We start from the raw sequence: 15497 nt of genomic DNA on the forward strand, positions 1-15497 counted from the left end.
GCCAAGTCTCCTGATCTGATATTGAGTCAGATTGAAAAGTAAACGATAGAAAATATTCACATTCTGAAGAAAGAACTCTCGCGAATGATGCTTCATGAAGAAAAAGAGTTTATTTATAATATTTCTGGATATGAAAATCTGCTTCAAAAAGCAAAAGAAGTGTTAAGTCAGGCTCAGGTCGAAGTATATTTGAACACGGATTTTCCGTTAGAAATACTGGAAAACGAATTGATTGAAGCGATAGAGCGTGGCGTTAGAGTCATTGTATTTTCGTTTAATAAGTTATCAACGCCACATCCTAGCATAGAGCACTATTCACGCTCAGAAGAGAAAGAGAAACGTTATCCCTCTCATCGGTTTATGCTGGTTGTTGATATGAAAAAAGCGATGGTGTTTTCACATCGAGCAGAAGTATTGGGTCTTTATTCAAACAATCGGCTATTAGWAAAAATGATTTCTGAGCACATACATAGCGATATTTACTTGACTGAATATGAGAAATCCGAACCCGAAAAACGCTGTCGTATTGGAACCATTCATGAATTAGAAAATGATATGGTTGTCGATAATAAAAAATGGTTAGAGAATGAAATTTGAATAGCGCGAACATACGCGCAATTTACGGCGTGCCCTCACTGTTGGATGCGACGCGTTCGGGAGCGCTAAGCGGTAGGGTAATAGTGAAGCAGCTCCCACGCGCAGGCTCACTTTTCACCTCAATACGGCCGCCAAGTACGCTGGTGACAAGGTTGAAGGTAATATGTAGGCCAAGGCCCGAGCCGCCTTGGCCGAGGCGGGTGGTGAAGAAAGGATCAAAGATGCGTTTTCTCACGTCATAGCTCATGCCTGCCCCATTATCACGGACGGTGATGTGCACTAAATCGGTTGATGATTGTGTGGCATAGATTTGAATACGACCTTGCTCTTTCGATGCAAAGGCGTGAATGAGTGCGTTGTTGATCAAGTTGATCAATATTTGCGAGAGAGCCCCCGGATAGCTATTAAGCTGCATGTTGTCAGGAATATCGACATCAATTTGGTGTGGTAAACGTTGGAGCGTAGGACGTAACGATAATAGGACTTCATTGACCAGATGGTGCAAGTCGAATTCTCGTCGCAGATCGCTGGTTTGATCAACGGCAAGCTGCTTAAACGCACGAATGAGCTCGGAGGCGCGCGCCATATTGCGCTCAATAATACGTGTACCTTCATCAACGTGAGTAAGAAATTGGTTGAGGTCATCACGGGTAATGGGCTTTTCGAGCTTGTGCACAAATTCTTGTTTCACCCCCAGAATCGAGGTAGAGGACATCAGCGCGTTGCCGATGGGGGTGTTCAGTTCATGGGCAACCCCAGCCACGAGCGACCCTAAGGACGATAGTTTCTCGTTTTGCACTAATTCATCTTGAATCGCTTCGAGGCGAGTTAATAGTGACTTGAGTTTATCACCATAGGCATTCACTGCATGGCGCAGCTCTCCTACTTCGTTCATGTTGTCGACCGTCAACTCTTGAGTGGTTTCCCCGTCTATCAACTCCCAAATCTGTGTGGTCGTTTGCTGAATCTTATCCAGTAGATTCCGGGCAGTAATGGCGGCGATAATCCCCACAACGAGCAATAGTCCGCCAATGGCAAACATCAGGAACAGTCCCATGCTGTCAGCCGCCGCGGTCATTTTGCTTTTGGGCACGACGAGACCAATCACCCAATCGACTTGAGGATATTTAATAATATGAACGTAGGCGGCTTCGTTTAGCACGCCATCGTTCTCTATCGTAATCAGTTGGCTATCTTGGAGAGATTGACTTGCTTGCAGTGCTTCTTGGAGCCAAGGGAGTTCCTGCTCTAACTCGGTAGCCGTTCGCAGGGTATTGCGATAAGGGTTAAATGTTACTGCCGATTCGGGAAAGCTTATCGCCTTGCTATTGGCGTCCAGAGCGAATACATAGCCGTCGTTTTCTTTGCCATACCGAGCCAGTATGTCGGCAATGCCATCCAGTCTCATGTCGACCGTTGCCACCCCAACAAAGCGCTCATTTTCTTTCATGGGTACGGTACAGGTAATCATCGGCTCTTTGGTAAAAGGGTCAATATAAGCGTTAGACCAACTGCAGCGATCGTTAGGCGCCTGTTTGCCTACTAGGTACCAGCTTTCATTGTGGTAGCCCTTGCCATCAGGATCGTTGTAATCATCATAGTATTCCATCTCGGGTCCAGTGCGGCCCCAAAAAAAGCTACGCCGCTCTACGCCGGGAGTGAAGGTGTTGGGCTCCGGCCAGATCCCGCCACCGGCAATGGTAGGATCGCCATGATTGTTAAAGAGTGGGGGAAAGAGGCTGCGGAATAGTGCTTCGTTTTTGGGAAGGTTGGTGCCCTTTAAGGCGATCGTACTGGTTAAAAGCTCGATCTGTCCAAGCTTGGCATCGAGCAAGTCGATTAATGCATATTGGTTGAGGCTGATCCGCTCTTGTCGCTGCTCAATCAGATCGGGTTTTACTTTCCACTCGAGCACCGCAAAAATAGTCAGTAGCGCCAACACCAGAACCAATGCGAATCCGAGGGTAATCTGATGACGGATCATGAGAGCGGTTTTGGCCATTGTCGATACATCCTCTTTTCTCAGCTGACGCAGATAAAAACCAAGTACCTGCGACCAGCCCTGCCAAATCATGCTGACGGTAATCGAGTCGTCCCTTTAGTGTAGTTGGCTGCTTAGGCTTTGTGATGATGGACGGCGTACGTAACGATACGGGTGAGCAGGTATAAAATGACGAGAATGTTAGATGGAACGATGAGGTATCCATAAAGTTGGCCAGCTATTGTGGCCGATAACCTGAACGAATAGATGACCATCTGGCTGATTTAAAACCGCTTAAAGATAATTGAGAATCGTTTGCAGACAGAATTTGTATTATTATGCGTGCAGGTAGTTGTAGATAAAGGACCTGTAGTGCAAAAGGTTGAGTTTGTTCAGTTGTATTTATTAAGGATGGGTATTCCACGCGTGCTTACTCAAACGGCAACTAATCCTATTTCTCGGTTACTCTTCCCCACCGAGAAACCCTTAGTTTTTCAGTCTCCGGTGAGCGTGTTTTTTTATCACGGCCTCGTTTTAGGTTATGTGTGGGGCGCTTGGTTATGGCTCATGTTCGCCATTGTTAAACCGGGAGAATGGACCATAATGACCTATCTTATTGCCTCAACCTTTTATGGTGTGCTGTTAGGGATGTTTCGAGCACTGAGAGTGGTTTGGGCTCATAATCGACTGGGGAGGATAAGTTGGGAAGAGTGGTGCCAAAAACATCATGGACTCGCGAGCCAAGACCTTTAAGATCGCATGTCTGAATAAAACCCCCTTCGCTGTCCATCGCTAAGGGGGAGGCAGGGTTTTCGGTATTACGAAATAAAGCGTGTGAGCTCTATTTAATATTGACCACCATCTTGCCGAAGTTGCGGCCTTCGAGTACATCAATCAGTGCTTGCGGCGCTTGCTCAAAGCCATCCACCGCGTGTTCACGATAATGGATTTGGCCTTCGCCGACCCATTTGGCCATGTCGTGAGCGAACTCAGGATAACGGTGTGCGTAGTCATCAAAAATGATGAAACCTTTCACGGTTAGGCGCTTAACCAAGATGGTGCCCATCAGTTGTGAAAGGCGATCTGGGCCTTCTGGCAGGGCGGTGTTGTTGTATTGTGATACCAAGCCGCACACGGGAATGCGTGCGCCGGTGTTAAGCAGTGGCATCACCGCATCAAATACCTTGCCGCCGACGTTTTCAAAGTACACATCAATGCCTTGTGGGCAGGCTTTGGCAAGCTGCTCGGCAAAGTTATCGGCTTTGTGATCGATACAGGCATCAACACTGAGGTGTTCACGGGCGTATTGGCATTTGTCTTCACCACCGGCAATCGCTACCACGCGGCAGCCTTTCAGCTTACCGATTTGTGCGACGGTCGCACCAACGGGGCCGGTTGCGGCAGCCACTACCAGGGTATCGCCCTCTTTGGGCTGGCCGATATCTAATAAGCCCATGTAGGCGGTGAAGCCGGGCATCCCCAAGATCCCAAGCGCGTATGAAACCGGCGCGAGATCGGGGTTAAGTTTAAGCAGGGTATCGCCATCGACGACAGAATGGGTTTCCCAACCTTTGTAGGCCAATACCCAATCACCCGCCTGGTAATCGGCGTGGTTAGATTCCAACACTTTACCCACGGTGGCACCGACCATCAGGCCATCAATCGCTACCGGCTCTGCGTACGATTTGGCATCACTCATTCGACCGCGCATGTAAGGGTCAATTGATAGGTGATGGTTTTCAATCAGTACATCCTTGTTGCCCAGTGCGGGAATGGCGACTTCTTCTAAGCGAAAGTTCTCGGCAGTGGGTGCGCCAACCGGACGCGATGCGAGAACAAAACGTTGATTTGTTAATGCTGACATGGATTCCTCCCTTGAAGATGGGAAAAGAGGCGGCTGGCTTAGCACGCCTCATCATGAAATAAACCGGCGATTAAAGCGCGGCTTGCAGCACGCGGCGACACACGTCCGGGGTGACATCGCCATGTTCGCCGAGCTGGGTCATACCGTGTTGGGTTAGACTTTCAATCAACGGCTCAATCGCGGTTTCATCCAGATCGTAATCCCGCATGCGTGTTTTCACGTTCATGCGCTCGAAAAAGTCGCGTGTTTTCTCAATCGCTTGCTGCGCTTTTTCTGCTTCGCTGCCTTGGTCAATATGCCAAACACGTTCAGCAAATTGTGCGAGTTTGGCTTGTTTTTGCTCAAACTTCTCATTGAGCATTGCAGGCAGCACCACGGCAAGGGTTTGTGCGTGATCCAAACCATGTAGAGCGGTCAGTTCGTGACCGAGCATATGGGTTGACCAGTCTTGAGGTACACCCACGCCAATCAAGCCGTTAAGCGCCAGGGTGGCTGTCCACATTAGGCTGGCACGCACGTTGTAGTCTTCTGGTGTTTCCAGCGCTTGTGGGCCAAGCTCGACGAGGGTTTGTAATAGGCCTTCGGCGAATCGGTCTTGTACCGGCGCATTGGCTGGGTAGGTCAGGTATTGTTCCACCACGTGAACAAACGCATCGACCACGCCGTTACCGACTTGGCGAATCGGTAAAGTATAGGTTTTCACCGGATCCAATACCGAGAACTGCGGGAAGACTAGCTCGCTCATAAACGGTAGTTTTGCTTGCATTGACTCGCGAGTCACTACCGAGCCTTTGTTCATCTCAGAGCCGGTAGCAGGTAAGGTGAGCACGGTGCCAAATGGCAATGCGGCTTCTACTTTGCCTCCCATACTGGTGAGGATATCCCATGCGTCGCCGTCGTATTTTGCGGCTGCGGCAACGAATTTGGTGCCATCGATCACTGAGCCACCGCCCACGGCGAGAAGGTAGTCATAGCCTTCAGCTCTTACTTTCTCAACCGCTTTCATCAAGGTTTCATAGCGTGGGTTGGGTTCAATACCACCAAACAGGCCAAACTGACGCTGACCCAATGCTTGTTCTACTTCATCCAAGGTGCCTGTTTTCCGTGCACTTTGGCCGCCGAATAACACGAGTACTTTGGCATCGGCCGGGATGAGCCGATCCAGCTCGGCAATCTTACCTTCACCAAAAACGATACGTGTGGGATTGTAGAACTCAAAGTTGTTCATTGCTCATCCTTCCTTTTATTGTGCTTGATGGTATCAAGCGTTTATTTAAATTAGACCGGTCGTCTAGTTAATGCCGGTTAAAAACCCGCCTTGGCGGGTTTCGGGTTGATGGTGGGTTGGTAACTTGTGTTACCGCCACGCATCAATGTTCAGTTGTTGGTTACTGACGTGCTGTATAGAGCACTTCAGGATTAATCGATCAGCCCGAGCTTTTCTTCAGTGATGGTCATCGCTTGCGCGAGATGACTGTCGTTACGGTGCAGCTTGGTCAGTAAGCTGGCGCCGAGCCAAAGTTGATATAAGGTTGTAGCGGTGGTCAGCGCCGTTTGGTTATTAAACTGATCGCTGGCTTGGGCGAGCGTAGTCGCCAAGCAACCAATCAATTGATCGGTGCCATCACGCAGTGCCAGCCGCATTGGCTCGGATAAGTCCGCAACTTCTGCACTCAGCTTGACGACCAAACACGTTTGCACCGGATCCAAACTACAGTATTGTGCTTGCCAGCGACTGAAGTAGCTGTGCACACGTGCAATGGGAGAGAGTGAGCTATCTGTCAGTAAGCGATTCACATCCGCAATGTAGCAAGCAAAATAGTGGTCTAACACGGCTTGGCCGAATTGTTCTTTCGACGCAAAGTAGTGATAAAAAGACCCTTTGGGTACGCCCGCTTGTTTGAGGATGGCGCTTAGGCCAACGCCGCTAAAACCAAATTGTGCCATGACGCTGACGCCCGTCTCCAACAGGTGCTGGTGGGTCGCGTTATGACTGGTCGTTTCATGAGTGCTGCTCGATTTCATGTCGACTAGCATAATCAAGATTAGACCGGTCGTCTAGCGGTGAGGGAACTTTTTTACTTTTGGTGTCGAACGGTGGCATAAATTGGGCCGGTATGCTGTGCGAAATCCCAGTTTATGTCGGATTTATTACAGTGTTCACAGTTTAAACGTCATGCAGTGGCGCGGGAGCAAAACTGTGCTTTACTCAACATGTCAGCTGAGCTGACACACAATTTGGTAAATGATCAGCGCGCAGTGACGCGCCAAAAAGAGTTAAGTCCCCGTTGATGTCAGGAACCCATGAAGACACCTTGTTTGCCGCCAGCCAGGCATTTGAACACAAGACCATGCGGTTAGGACGCTCAACATAGTGAGCAAGCGGGGCAGTGCAACAACAAGTTTCATTGACCAACGACCAACAAAGGAATCCATCCGCGAAGCCGCTCGATTGAGCGGCTTTTTATTGTTGTGGGTTGCCGAAAGGTCCCCCCAACTGTGTCGCAAGCACACTTCCTCTCCTGATAAGGTTTCCGCAACGTCGCAGTGAGTTATTCTGTTGACCAAACGTGAACAAGGTTGCTTTCTGCAAGTATTTGTAATAAGAATAGAGATAACGTGATTTTCAACACTTTACGTTTATGACTGAGGGGGCGGTGTGTCCATTCCCCATTACATAGACGTGCAATGCCCTACAAAGGTGTTCGGGCTGACAGTTGAATCATCGCGCTTCAGCGCTCATCTCGAGTGCTTATTAAGTTCCGCACTGTTCGTGCTATTGCTGAACGAGTGCAATAAACCATAGCGATAAATATCGTTCATTAATCTGATAGGAGAGGTGTTCGATGCACAATAAAAGTAGACGTTTGTGGTATTACTACAAATCTAAAACGGATAAAGCACGTAGCGTTAAAACGCGTAGTTAATTTGTCCAACCGTAAGCAACAAGGCAACCATGGGGTTGCCTTTTGTGTTTTTGGTAAGGGGTAATGTCTTGAACAGAGGCCTTGCTCGATAAATGTGCAGAAAATTTGCTAAGCTGTTGTGCATTGACGAATTTTTATTCTAACCTTATTTACAGGTAGATAGATAAAGAGACTCACGAACCCTGTCTAGGGTCGCAGGGAGGTGTTATGAATGTACTATCTTGTCAGCACGTTAAAGCGCTTATCGATCAAACCATTACCTTGATTGATGGCACAGACACGGAATATGCGATGACCCTAATCCGTATTGATGAGCATGAGGACAACGGTGAAACCATTGATGATCAATTGGTGGAAAACTTTAGCTTAGTGTTGAAAGGCCCAGAGGATACCCGCTTTCCACAAGGTAATTATTTGCTCTCGCATCCCGATTTGGGCGAGCAAATCTTGCATATGCTTCCGGCGGCAGAGGATACCTACACGATCACCATTAACACCCGCGCATAGTGAATCGTTCATCCAACAAGAGGGGTCCCTTGCGCCCTCCTTTCCCGACTATTCAATCGTCTATTACTCACTGCGTCTCGCAAAACTGATTAAATAACGACCAATCAAGGGGTTATTTGCACCTTCCCGTAGCTTAGTAGCACGAAATAAGTAGAATAGAGCCGTTAAGCTAGCAGTATGGAGGTAGCATGTTTGCCTGGCTGAGTGGCTTATTCGAAAAAGAACAACTGCAGTCAGTTGTCTGGGTTCGGGACATCATGGCCAGTAACCGCAAAGGCAGTTACGCCAAGTACAAGAACTATTACGACCGCCACGTTAATCGTATTTTAAAAAATTATCACAAGGATTTTCTCCGCTTTGAAAAGTTTGCGGCACGCAATTATAAGTACAGTGACCAATCTGTGTTTATGGCGATTAAAACCGCAAGTTATGCCTTTCAACTTGGACAGCTCAAGGTTGCAGCCTGTCTTACTGCAGCCGTGATATCAAAGTGTAATCGCGCAAAGCAAACCGATACGCAGGTTCACCCCAAGTTGTATCGTGCTGCAGTGACACTGCATAAGAAGATCTTGGAAACCGGCAAGTCATCGCGTAAGGCGTCAGACAAAGAGCCGGCTTAGCGGGTCGAGTTTTGCGCAGTTAATAAAAGTGTCATAAACCTATTCAGCCCGCACCACGGCTGAATAGGTGATGTCTGTCACGTTTTTATCGTTAGTGTTCGATGCAATTTATGCTGGTCATTCGTTCGCCACACTGATAGAGTGCCGCCCCTCACACACCTTGTGAGCGAACTAATGCTTAAATCTACACAAAATAACGATCGACTTGTTGCCGTCTTTACTATCGGCTTTGTCGCTCTCTTCCTTGCCTTTGCCCTGTTTGACCTCGAACATTTTTCCACTGTGATTCAGTCGCTGTTTGCTGAATCTGCCAACCTTTTTGGTTACTGGTGGCAGTGGCTGATGGTGATCAATTTCGTGCTGGCGCTAGCCATTGGCGGCAGTAAATTTGGTAAGTTGAAACTGGGCGCCACCGATACCGTCTCAATGAGCCGTTTCCGCTGGGTTGCTATGATCATGTGTACCCTGCTTGCGGGCGGTGGTGTTTTTTGGTCAGCGGCTGAACCCATCTACCACTTTATGACGCCTCCTCCGGCGTTAGGTGAGATGGAAGCCGGCGCGATGCAAACGGTCGCCCCTGCGTTAAGCCAAAGCTTCTTCCACTGGGGCTTTTTAGCTTGGGCAGTGTTGGGCACCTTGGCGACCATCGTGCTGATGTATGCCCACCACCAAGCAGGCGTGCGTCTGCGTCCTCGTGCGCTGTTATATCCGCTGCTCGGTGACAAGCTAGAAAATCACTGGTTAGGCTCTGTGATTGATGCGTGTTCTATCATTGCCGTTGCGGCGGGCACGATTGGTCCGATTGGCTTCCTTGCCACCCAGTTGGGTTACAGCTTGGAAAGCTTTGTCGGTATCGAGAACACCATGTCGATGCAAATGCTGATCTTGGCCGCGGTCGTGGCGATTTACTCTATTTCCGCCTTTACGGGAATGGATAAAGGTCTGCAATGGTTAAGCCGGATGAATGTGATTGGTGCGGCCGTGCTGCTTGCTGTTGTGATCGTACTGGGTCCAACGGGCTTTATCTTTGAGCAGTTTGGTGCTGGCTTTAGCTATTACCTTAACAACATGCACACGCTGGCACTCAACACCGATAACGGCAGCTGGAATGCATGGTGGACCTGGTTCTTCTGGGGCTGGTTCATTGGTTTTGCACCCATGATGGCCATCTTTATTGCACGCATCTCGAAAGGCCGTTCTATTCGTGAACTGATCTTTGCCGTTGCGATTTGTGCACCGATTGCGACTAACTTCTGGTTCTCAGTACTGGGTGGTACGGGTATTTTCTATGAGTTGCAGTCTCCGGGCAGCATTTCCGGTCCGATGGCGGACGCGGGTTTGCCGGCGATCTTGATTGCGTCGCTATCACAATTGCCGTACAGCGTGGTATTGATCCCAGCCTTTATGCTGTTGACCACCACCTTTGTGGCGACCACAGGTGACTCCATGGCGTATTCCATTGCGATGGCTGTCTCTGGTGACAATCAACCGACACGCGCGCATCGCCTATTCTGGGCGATTGTCATGGGCGTGGTAGCCGGAGTGCTCTTGCTGGCCGGTGAAGGCGGCTTGAATGCGTTGCAGTCGTTCATTGTGATCACAGCTGTGCCTGTCTCTTTCTTGATTGCGTTTACTTTCATTACCGGCCCAATCGCGGTGATGCGAATGCAAAAAGAGAAAGAAGCGAATCTTGCGCTAGAGCCTGCGACAGCAAGCTAAGCGTGGGATACGCCATCGATAAAAAAGCGCCGATTATCGGCGCTTTTTTGCGTTTAGCAGTGGTGATGCTCTGTTACTTCGGTTGCCATTGTCCGCTAGTGACCAGTTTATCCATCACTTTATCGACCGCGACTTTTGCTTTGGCGACAATTTCATCGACTTCGTTGGGTGTCACCACTAAAGGTGGCGCAAAGCCGAGAATATCGCCGTGTGGCATCGCACGGGCAATTAAGCCTTGCTCCAAGCACGCGGCAGCAACTTGTGGTCCCACTTTCAGGTTGGGATCAAAGTGGCTACGATTAGCGCGATCGGGCGAGAATTCGAGCGCATGGAGCAAACCAATTCCGCGGCTATCGCCAATCAATGGGTGGTCCGCAAAAGCGGCTTGCATCTTCATTTGCAGGTACTCACCCGTGGTTGCAGCATTTTGGGTAAGGTTTTCGCGCTCGATGATGTCTAAGTTACATAGCGCGGCGGCCGCGCCCAGTGGATGCCCAGAGTAGGTGTACCCGTGACCAATGGCTCCCCATGCATCGGTACCGTCTTCCAGCACATCCCACACCTTGTGACCGATCATCACCCCAGATAGGGGTTGATAAGCGGAGGTTAAGCCTTTGGCTACGGTGATCAGATCAGGTTTCATATCATAGTAAATCGAGCCAAAGTCACTGCCAATACGGCCAAAGCCACACACCACTTCGTCGGCGATCAGCAGAACGTCGTACTTATCTAGGACCTTGCGAATCGCGGTCCAGTAACCTTCTGGTGGCGGTACGATCCCTCCGGTGCCAAGCACGGGTTCGGCAATCATCGCGGCGACGGTATCAGGGCCTTCCGCAAGGATCATTTTCTCGAGTTCATCGGCACAATGTTGTGCAAACTCAGGCTCTGTCATGCCGCTGTCTTCACGACGATAATAGTAGGGTGCCATGGTGTGCTTGATACGCTCTATGGGCAAATCAAAATGCGCATGGAACAAAGGAAGCCCTGTTAACGACCCGGATGCGATACTGGAGCCGTGATAGCCGCGATCGCGAGAAATGATTTTCTTTTTCTCGGGTTTGCCGCGAGCGTTGTTGTAGTACCACACCAGCTTGATTTGCGATTCATTGGCGTCACTGCCTGACATCCCGTAATACACCTTGCTCATGCCTGGCGCCATCTTGATGAGTCGCTCAGACAAGGTCACCAGTGCTTCGTTGGTGTGGCCCACATAGGTGTGATAGTAAGCGAGCTTTTTGGCTTGCTCATAAATGGCATCGGCCATTTCTTCTCGGCCATAGCCAATGTTCACGCAATACAAGCCCGCAAACCCGTCAATCAGCTCAATACCTTCTGAATCGGTGATGCGAATCCCTTTACCTGTCTCAATCACTCGGCCAGGCATTTCGCCGTGGGCGTACTGCTTCAAGTGTGTTGATGCGTGGAAGACGGTATTTCTGTCTTTTTCCAACAAAGCTTTCGTTTCTGGACGCATGATCAGTCTCCTTATCCTTACGCAAACCTCAATTAGCTGCCGCTCACGGTGGGCAGGCCACCCAAACAGTAGTATTTAATTTCACTAAACTCGTCGATACCGTAACGGCTCCCTTCACGGCCTAAGCCTGATTGTTTGACACCGCCAAAGGGAATAGGATGTCCGGTCATCTTTACTGAATTAACGCTGACCATGCCGACTTCAAGACCGCGCAGACAGCGCCAAATATCACGAATATCATTACCGTAGACATAGGCGGCTAAGCCGTATTCAGTGTCATTGCCCATGGCAATGGCCTGATCGAGATCATCATAGGCAATGACCACGGCCACAGGGCAAAAGGTTTCTTCTTGATACACCAACATATCGGGTGTCACTTTGGTGACCAGGGTGGGTGCAAAGAAGTTTTCGCCGAGATTTGGGTTAAGCTTGCCGCCAACCACGGTGGCGCCTTTGGCGATGGCGTCATCCACTAAGGCTTGCGCCTTATCCACCGCGCGAGAGGAAATCAATGGGCCAATATCGGTACTGGGCAACAAGCCGTTACCCACTTCAAGTTCGTCCATTAATGCCGCAAAGGCATCCACAAAGGCTTGGTACTTGTCACTTGGCACCAAGATTTTGTTCGCGGCGAGGCAGTCTTGTCCTGAGGTTTGAAATTTCGCATCGATGGCGGCACGTGCCGCTTGCTGAATATCCATGTCTGGCAGGACGATAAAGGGCGCATTACCGCCAAGCTCCATGGCGCATTTTTTCACAGTGTGAGCACTTTGCTCGAGCAGCAGACGGCCGACACGGGTTGAGCCGGTAAAGCTCATCGCTTTGACTTTGTCACTTTGACACAGCTGAGTTGAAACCATGGGGGCATCACCCATGATCACATTAAAGACACCGGCTGGGATCCCTGCGCGTTCCGCAAGCTCGGCCAATGCGAGGGCGGAGAAGGGCGTTTCTTCCGCAGGTTTAACGATCACGCTGCAGCCAATAGCGAGTGCTGCTGCCGCTTTGCGCGTGATCATTGCGCTGGGAAAATTCCACGGGGTGATCAAAGCGGCAACGCCAATGGGTTCACGCAAGGTCGCAAGGTGAGCGTTAGGAATATGGCTTGGCATAGTGTCGCCGTAGGCACGTTTCGCTTCTTCAGCAAACCAACGTATAAAAGATGCACCATAGGCAATTTCGCCTTCGGCTTCGCGAAGTGTTTTGCCTTGCTCGAGCACCATCAAATGCGCGAGATCGTGTTGGTTATCCATCACTAAGTCATGCCATTGCATTAAGCGTTCCGCGCGGGTTTCGGCCGACTCCGCACGCCACAGATGAAATGCCGCTTGCGCATCGTCTATGGCTTGATTGACTTGTGCAGCGCTCAGTGAGGCGGTATAGCCCAGAATTTCTCCCGTGGCTGGATTCAACACGGGCGTATCGGCGTCGCCATTCACCCACTTGCCATTGCAGTAGGCGAGCTGTCGAAATAAACGCTGATCGTCGAGATACGCGAGTACATCTGAACTTGCTTTACCGGCCACGTCGTGACGCAGAGCATTTGCGGCGGTACCTGTGTAGTTAAGATCGCGTGATTGGAATACGGTCATACTCCCTCCTCATCGTAAAGCAGCGACGCTGCCTATCAGCGCTTGCCTACATTCACTGTATGCAAAGTGCACGCGACAGGTTTTCTGTTAGAACTGGCGATCGGCAAAATTTTTTCTGAAACGAGGGAAAGGCAGAAGAAAATTTTCTGGTGATAACAAAAACACCGATTGAGCGCGATAAATGGCGATATATAAGGTGTCGGTATTTGAAAAATTAGGCGCACCAACCGCAGGGTGCGCCCAACTAAACAGTGATTATTGGTTTACATCGAGGGTGACGCCGCTAAAGGGCCGATATCCCCGAATGCCCATAAATACCTCATCGCCCGCGTTGACATCAAGGCTGCAGGTTTCATTATTACCACTGGTGTAAGGGCGACAGCTAAACTGGTTGAGATCTGGCTTGGTGCCCTTTTCAACGTATAAATCCGCATCGCCGGTTCCGCCATATATACGAATGGTGGCAGTGCCCGCTTGCGGTGCAGTGTATAAGAAGTATTGCCAACTGCTTCGATCACCACTCAGATCAGTTTTAGGGTAGTCATTGTCACTACCCACCGTGAAGTTTTTACTCGCAGAGCTGGTGAGGCCTTGATCGTCGGTTACGGTGAGAGTGACGGAATAGGTGCCCGCGGCGCCGTACTGATGCGACGCTGTCATACCGGTGCCTTGATAACCATCACCGAAATCCCATTGATAGCTCACGATTTGTCCGTCTGTATCGCTTGCGCCGCTGGCATCAAACTCACAACCAAGCACAGTACATTGACCGTTGAAGACCGCCATAGGCGCGCCACCGGCTTGATGATCCCCTTGTGGCGGGACATTATTAAACTCACCGGCGACTTGCGGCCAGATTTTATCAATCCGTACCCCTTGGTTCTCACAGCCACCGAAGTGGTGGAGGGCTATCACGTTGCGGCTGCTGCTTGCCAGCACCGGAGAACCTGATGAACCGCCTGTGGTGTCACAGAAGTAACCCGCATCTGTATTTGTGCCTCGGCCATTGGTCGCTGCGACATCAATCTGGCAAATCCCACCATTGTTTTGGTCACTTTCAATGGCAAGTTCTTTCGGGTTTCCGGCGCCGTGCTGAGGAATAAAGATGGTTTCGCCAACTTGTGGCATGCGTACATCAAGGCCCATATAACCAAACTGAGCAATTCGTGCGAAGTCATTGACACTGAACAGGGTGTAGTCGAGGGTATAATCGGTTTTGAGTAGCTGATCCCCGGTGACTTTAACGATGTCATTGATGGTGCCGCTGCCACAACTTGGACGCTGATAATTAAACCATATTTCCGTGCTCGTCAGCTCAGACTGGCTTTCAACACAGTGATTGTTGGTGAACATGTGATTATCTGGTCCTACGCGCCAGCCAGTACACAGGCTACTACCATTCATAAGCAAGCGTGCGACAGGGCGACTGCGCTCATACTCCTCTGGATGGCTATCTTGCCAACATGCCACATCTTTACGCTCGTTGATTCCGCACGTAGATAGCGTTCCTACGTCTTGAGCTGCCGCCATCAGATTTTCCGGATCACCCGCTTGGTAACGATCGACACTCAGCGCATGCTGAGGTTGCCATTGGGTACCTGTGGGAAGGACGAGCGTCACAATTGCGGTGTCGCCGTGGACCGACATGGCCGAAAACTGTGTCACACCGTCGTCACCCTGAGTGGGATTAAATGTGCGCTTGCCATTGGCTTGATTGCTATAGCGGTAGCTCTCAGTCCCATCGGCGCTTGTCACATCGACATAAGCGCCATCAGGCAGTGAAAACTGTGCGAAGTGTACCTTGACGAAGGCGGCGTCTGCTTGATGTATTTTTATGCTGTTTTGATACGTTTCACCGAGAGCTGTAGCACGAAATGTTTTTGGAGGCGCTAAATCGGCTTGGAGACTGTACTGGCTTGCGATGTTAATGGGAGCGGGAGTTGGAAGTGTGTCTGCCGCTGATACGGGGAGCGCCATGACGCTAAGAAGCGCAACGCTGACGGATAGCATAACTGACTTATTCATTATTATCCTCTATCTACAGTGAGTGAGTAAGACATCAATGTCTTCCCGATAGAGGCTAGTTAAGCTGACGTCAGTCGTGTAATCGCTATGTCTAGAATGATAGACTTATCAAGTAATCATGAAACAGTTGCTTTTATGTTGCTAAAAAGTTACATGTTAGTTCGGAAATCTCAATAAATTATACATTT

Annotated in this window: 11 protein-coding genes and 1 pseudogene; 5 read left to right on the plus strand and 7 right to left on the minus strand. The window is 49.8% G+C overall.

Annotated elements, in window-relative coordinates; translation table 11 throughout:
• Positions 1-597, plus strand: a pseudogene (locus tag BZG84_RS14880) (TrmB family transcriptional regulator sugar-binding domain-containing protein); the annotation flags it as partial.
• Positions 598-619: 22 nt separating this feature from the next.
• On the opposite strand, the gene BZG84_RS14885 reads toward BZG84_RS14880, so the two are convergent.
• A complete protein-coding gene (locus BZG84_RS14885) occupies positions 620-2599 on the minus strand; it encodes an ATP-binding protein (RefSeq protein ID WP_198536746.1) in 1980 nt (659 codons plus the stop codon).
• 294 nt (positions 2600-2893) lie between these two features.
• Between BZG84_RS14885 and BZG84_RS14890 the strand changes: the two genes are divergently transcribed.
• The gene (locus tag BZG84_RS14890) at positions 2894-3331 is read left to right on the plus strand and encodes a DUF6404 family protein (protein WP_131826273.1); all 438 of its coding nucleotides are present in this window, start codon (positions 2894-2896) and stop codon (positions 3329-3331) included.
• Between the two features lie 88 nt (positions 3332-3419).
• Here BZG84_RS14890 and BZG84_RS14895 read toward each other — a convergent pair whose 3' ends face one another.
• The 3 genes from BZG84_RS14895 to BZG84_RS14905 all read right to left on the minus strand — a co-directional run bounded on the left by BZG84_RS14895 (position 3420) and on the right by BZG84_RS14905 (position 6467).
• Positions 3420-4442, minus strand: coding sequence for an NADP-dependent oxidoreductase (locus BZG84_RS14895; protein WP_077676141.1), 1023 nt, complete (start codon positions 4440-4442; stop codon positions 3420-3422).
• 70 nt (positions 4443-4512) lie between these two features.
• A complete protein-coding gene (locus tag BZG84_RS14900) occupies positions 4513-5670 on the minus strand; it encodes an iron-containing alcohol dehydrogenase (RefSeq protein WP_077678405.1) in 1158 nt (385 codons plus the stop codon).
• A gap of 191 nt (positions 5671-5861) precedes the next feature.
• Positions 5862-6467 carry a TetR/AcrR family transcriptional regulator gene (locus BZG84_RS14905; protein ID WP_077678406.1) on the minus strand — a complete coding sequence of 202 codons (606 nt, stop codon included), beginning with the start codon at positions 6465-6467 and terminating at the stop codon, positions 5862-5864.
• A 1109-nt stretch (positions 6468-7576) separates the two neighbouring features.
• Here BZG84_RS14905 and BZG84_RS14910 point away from each other — a divergent pair.
• The 3 genes from BZG84_RS14910 to BZG84_RS14920 all read left to right on the plus strand — a co-directional run bounded on the left by BZG84_RS14910 (position 7577) and on the right by BZG84_RS14920 (position 10215).
• Positions 7577-7876: a DUF6916 family protein gene (locus BZG84_RS14910; RefSeq protein WP_077678407.1), complete on the plus strand. Its 300-nt coding sequence runs from the start codon at positions 7577-7579 to the stop codon at positions 7874-7876.
• Positions 7877-8064: 188 nt separating this feature from the next.
• Positions 8065-8496: a hypothetical protein gene (locus BZG84_RS14915; RefSeq protein ID WP_077480495.1), complete on the plus strand. Its 432-nt coding sequence runs from the start codon at positions 8065-8067 to the stop codon at positions 8494-8496.
• Between the two features lie 174 nt (positions 8497-8670).
• On the plus strand, positions 8671-10215 hold the full coding sequence (locus BZG84_RS14920; protein WP_069587865.1) for a BCCT family transporter: 1545 nt from the start codon (positions 8671-8673) through the stop codon (positions 10213-10215).
• A 73-nt stretch (positions 10216-10288) separates the two neighbouring features.
• Here BZG84_RS14920 and BZG84_RS14925 read toward each other — a convergent pair whose 3' ends face one another.
• From BZG84_RS14925 to BZG84_RS14935, 3 genes are all read right to left on the minus strand, one after another.
• A complete protein-coding gene (locus BZG84_RS14925; protein WP_077676137.1) occupies positions 10289-11692 on the minus strand; it encodes an aspartate aminotransferase family protein in 1404 nt (467 codons plus the stop codon).
• A 32-nt stretch (positions 11693-11724) separates the two neighbouring features.
• A complete protein-coding gene (locus tag BZG84_RS14930; RefSeq protein WP_077678408.1) occupies positions 11725-13284 on the minus strand; it encodes an NAD-dependent succinate-semialdehyde dehydrogenase in 1560 nt (519 codons plus the stop codon).
• Positions 13285-13539: 255 nt separating this feature from the next.
• The gene (locus BZG84_RS14935; protein WP_131826274.1) at positions 13540-15309 is read right to left on the minus strand and encodes a PKD domain-containing protein; all 1770 of its coding nucleotides are present in this window, start codon (positions 15307-15309) and stop codon (positions 13540-13542) included.
• Positions 15310-15497 lie beyond the last annotated feature (188 nt).

Source organism: Salinivibrio sp. PR932 (assembly GCF_001996125.1).
Taxonomy (GTDB): Bacteria; Pseudomonadota; Gammaproteobacteria; order Enterobacterales; family Vibrionaceae; genus Salinivibrio; species Salinivibrio proteolyticus.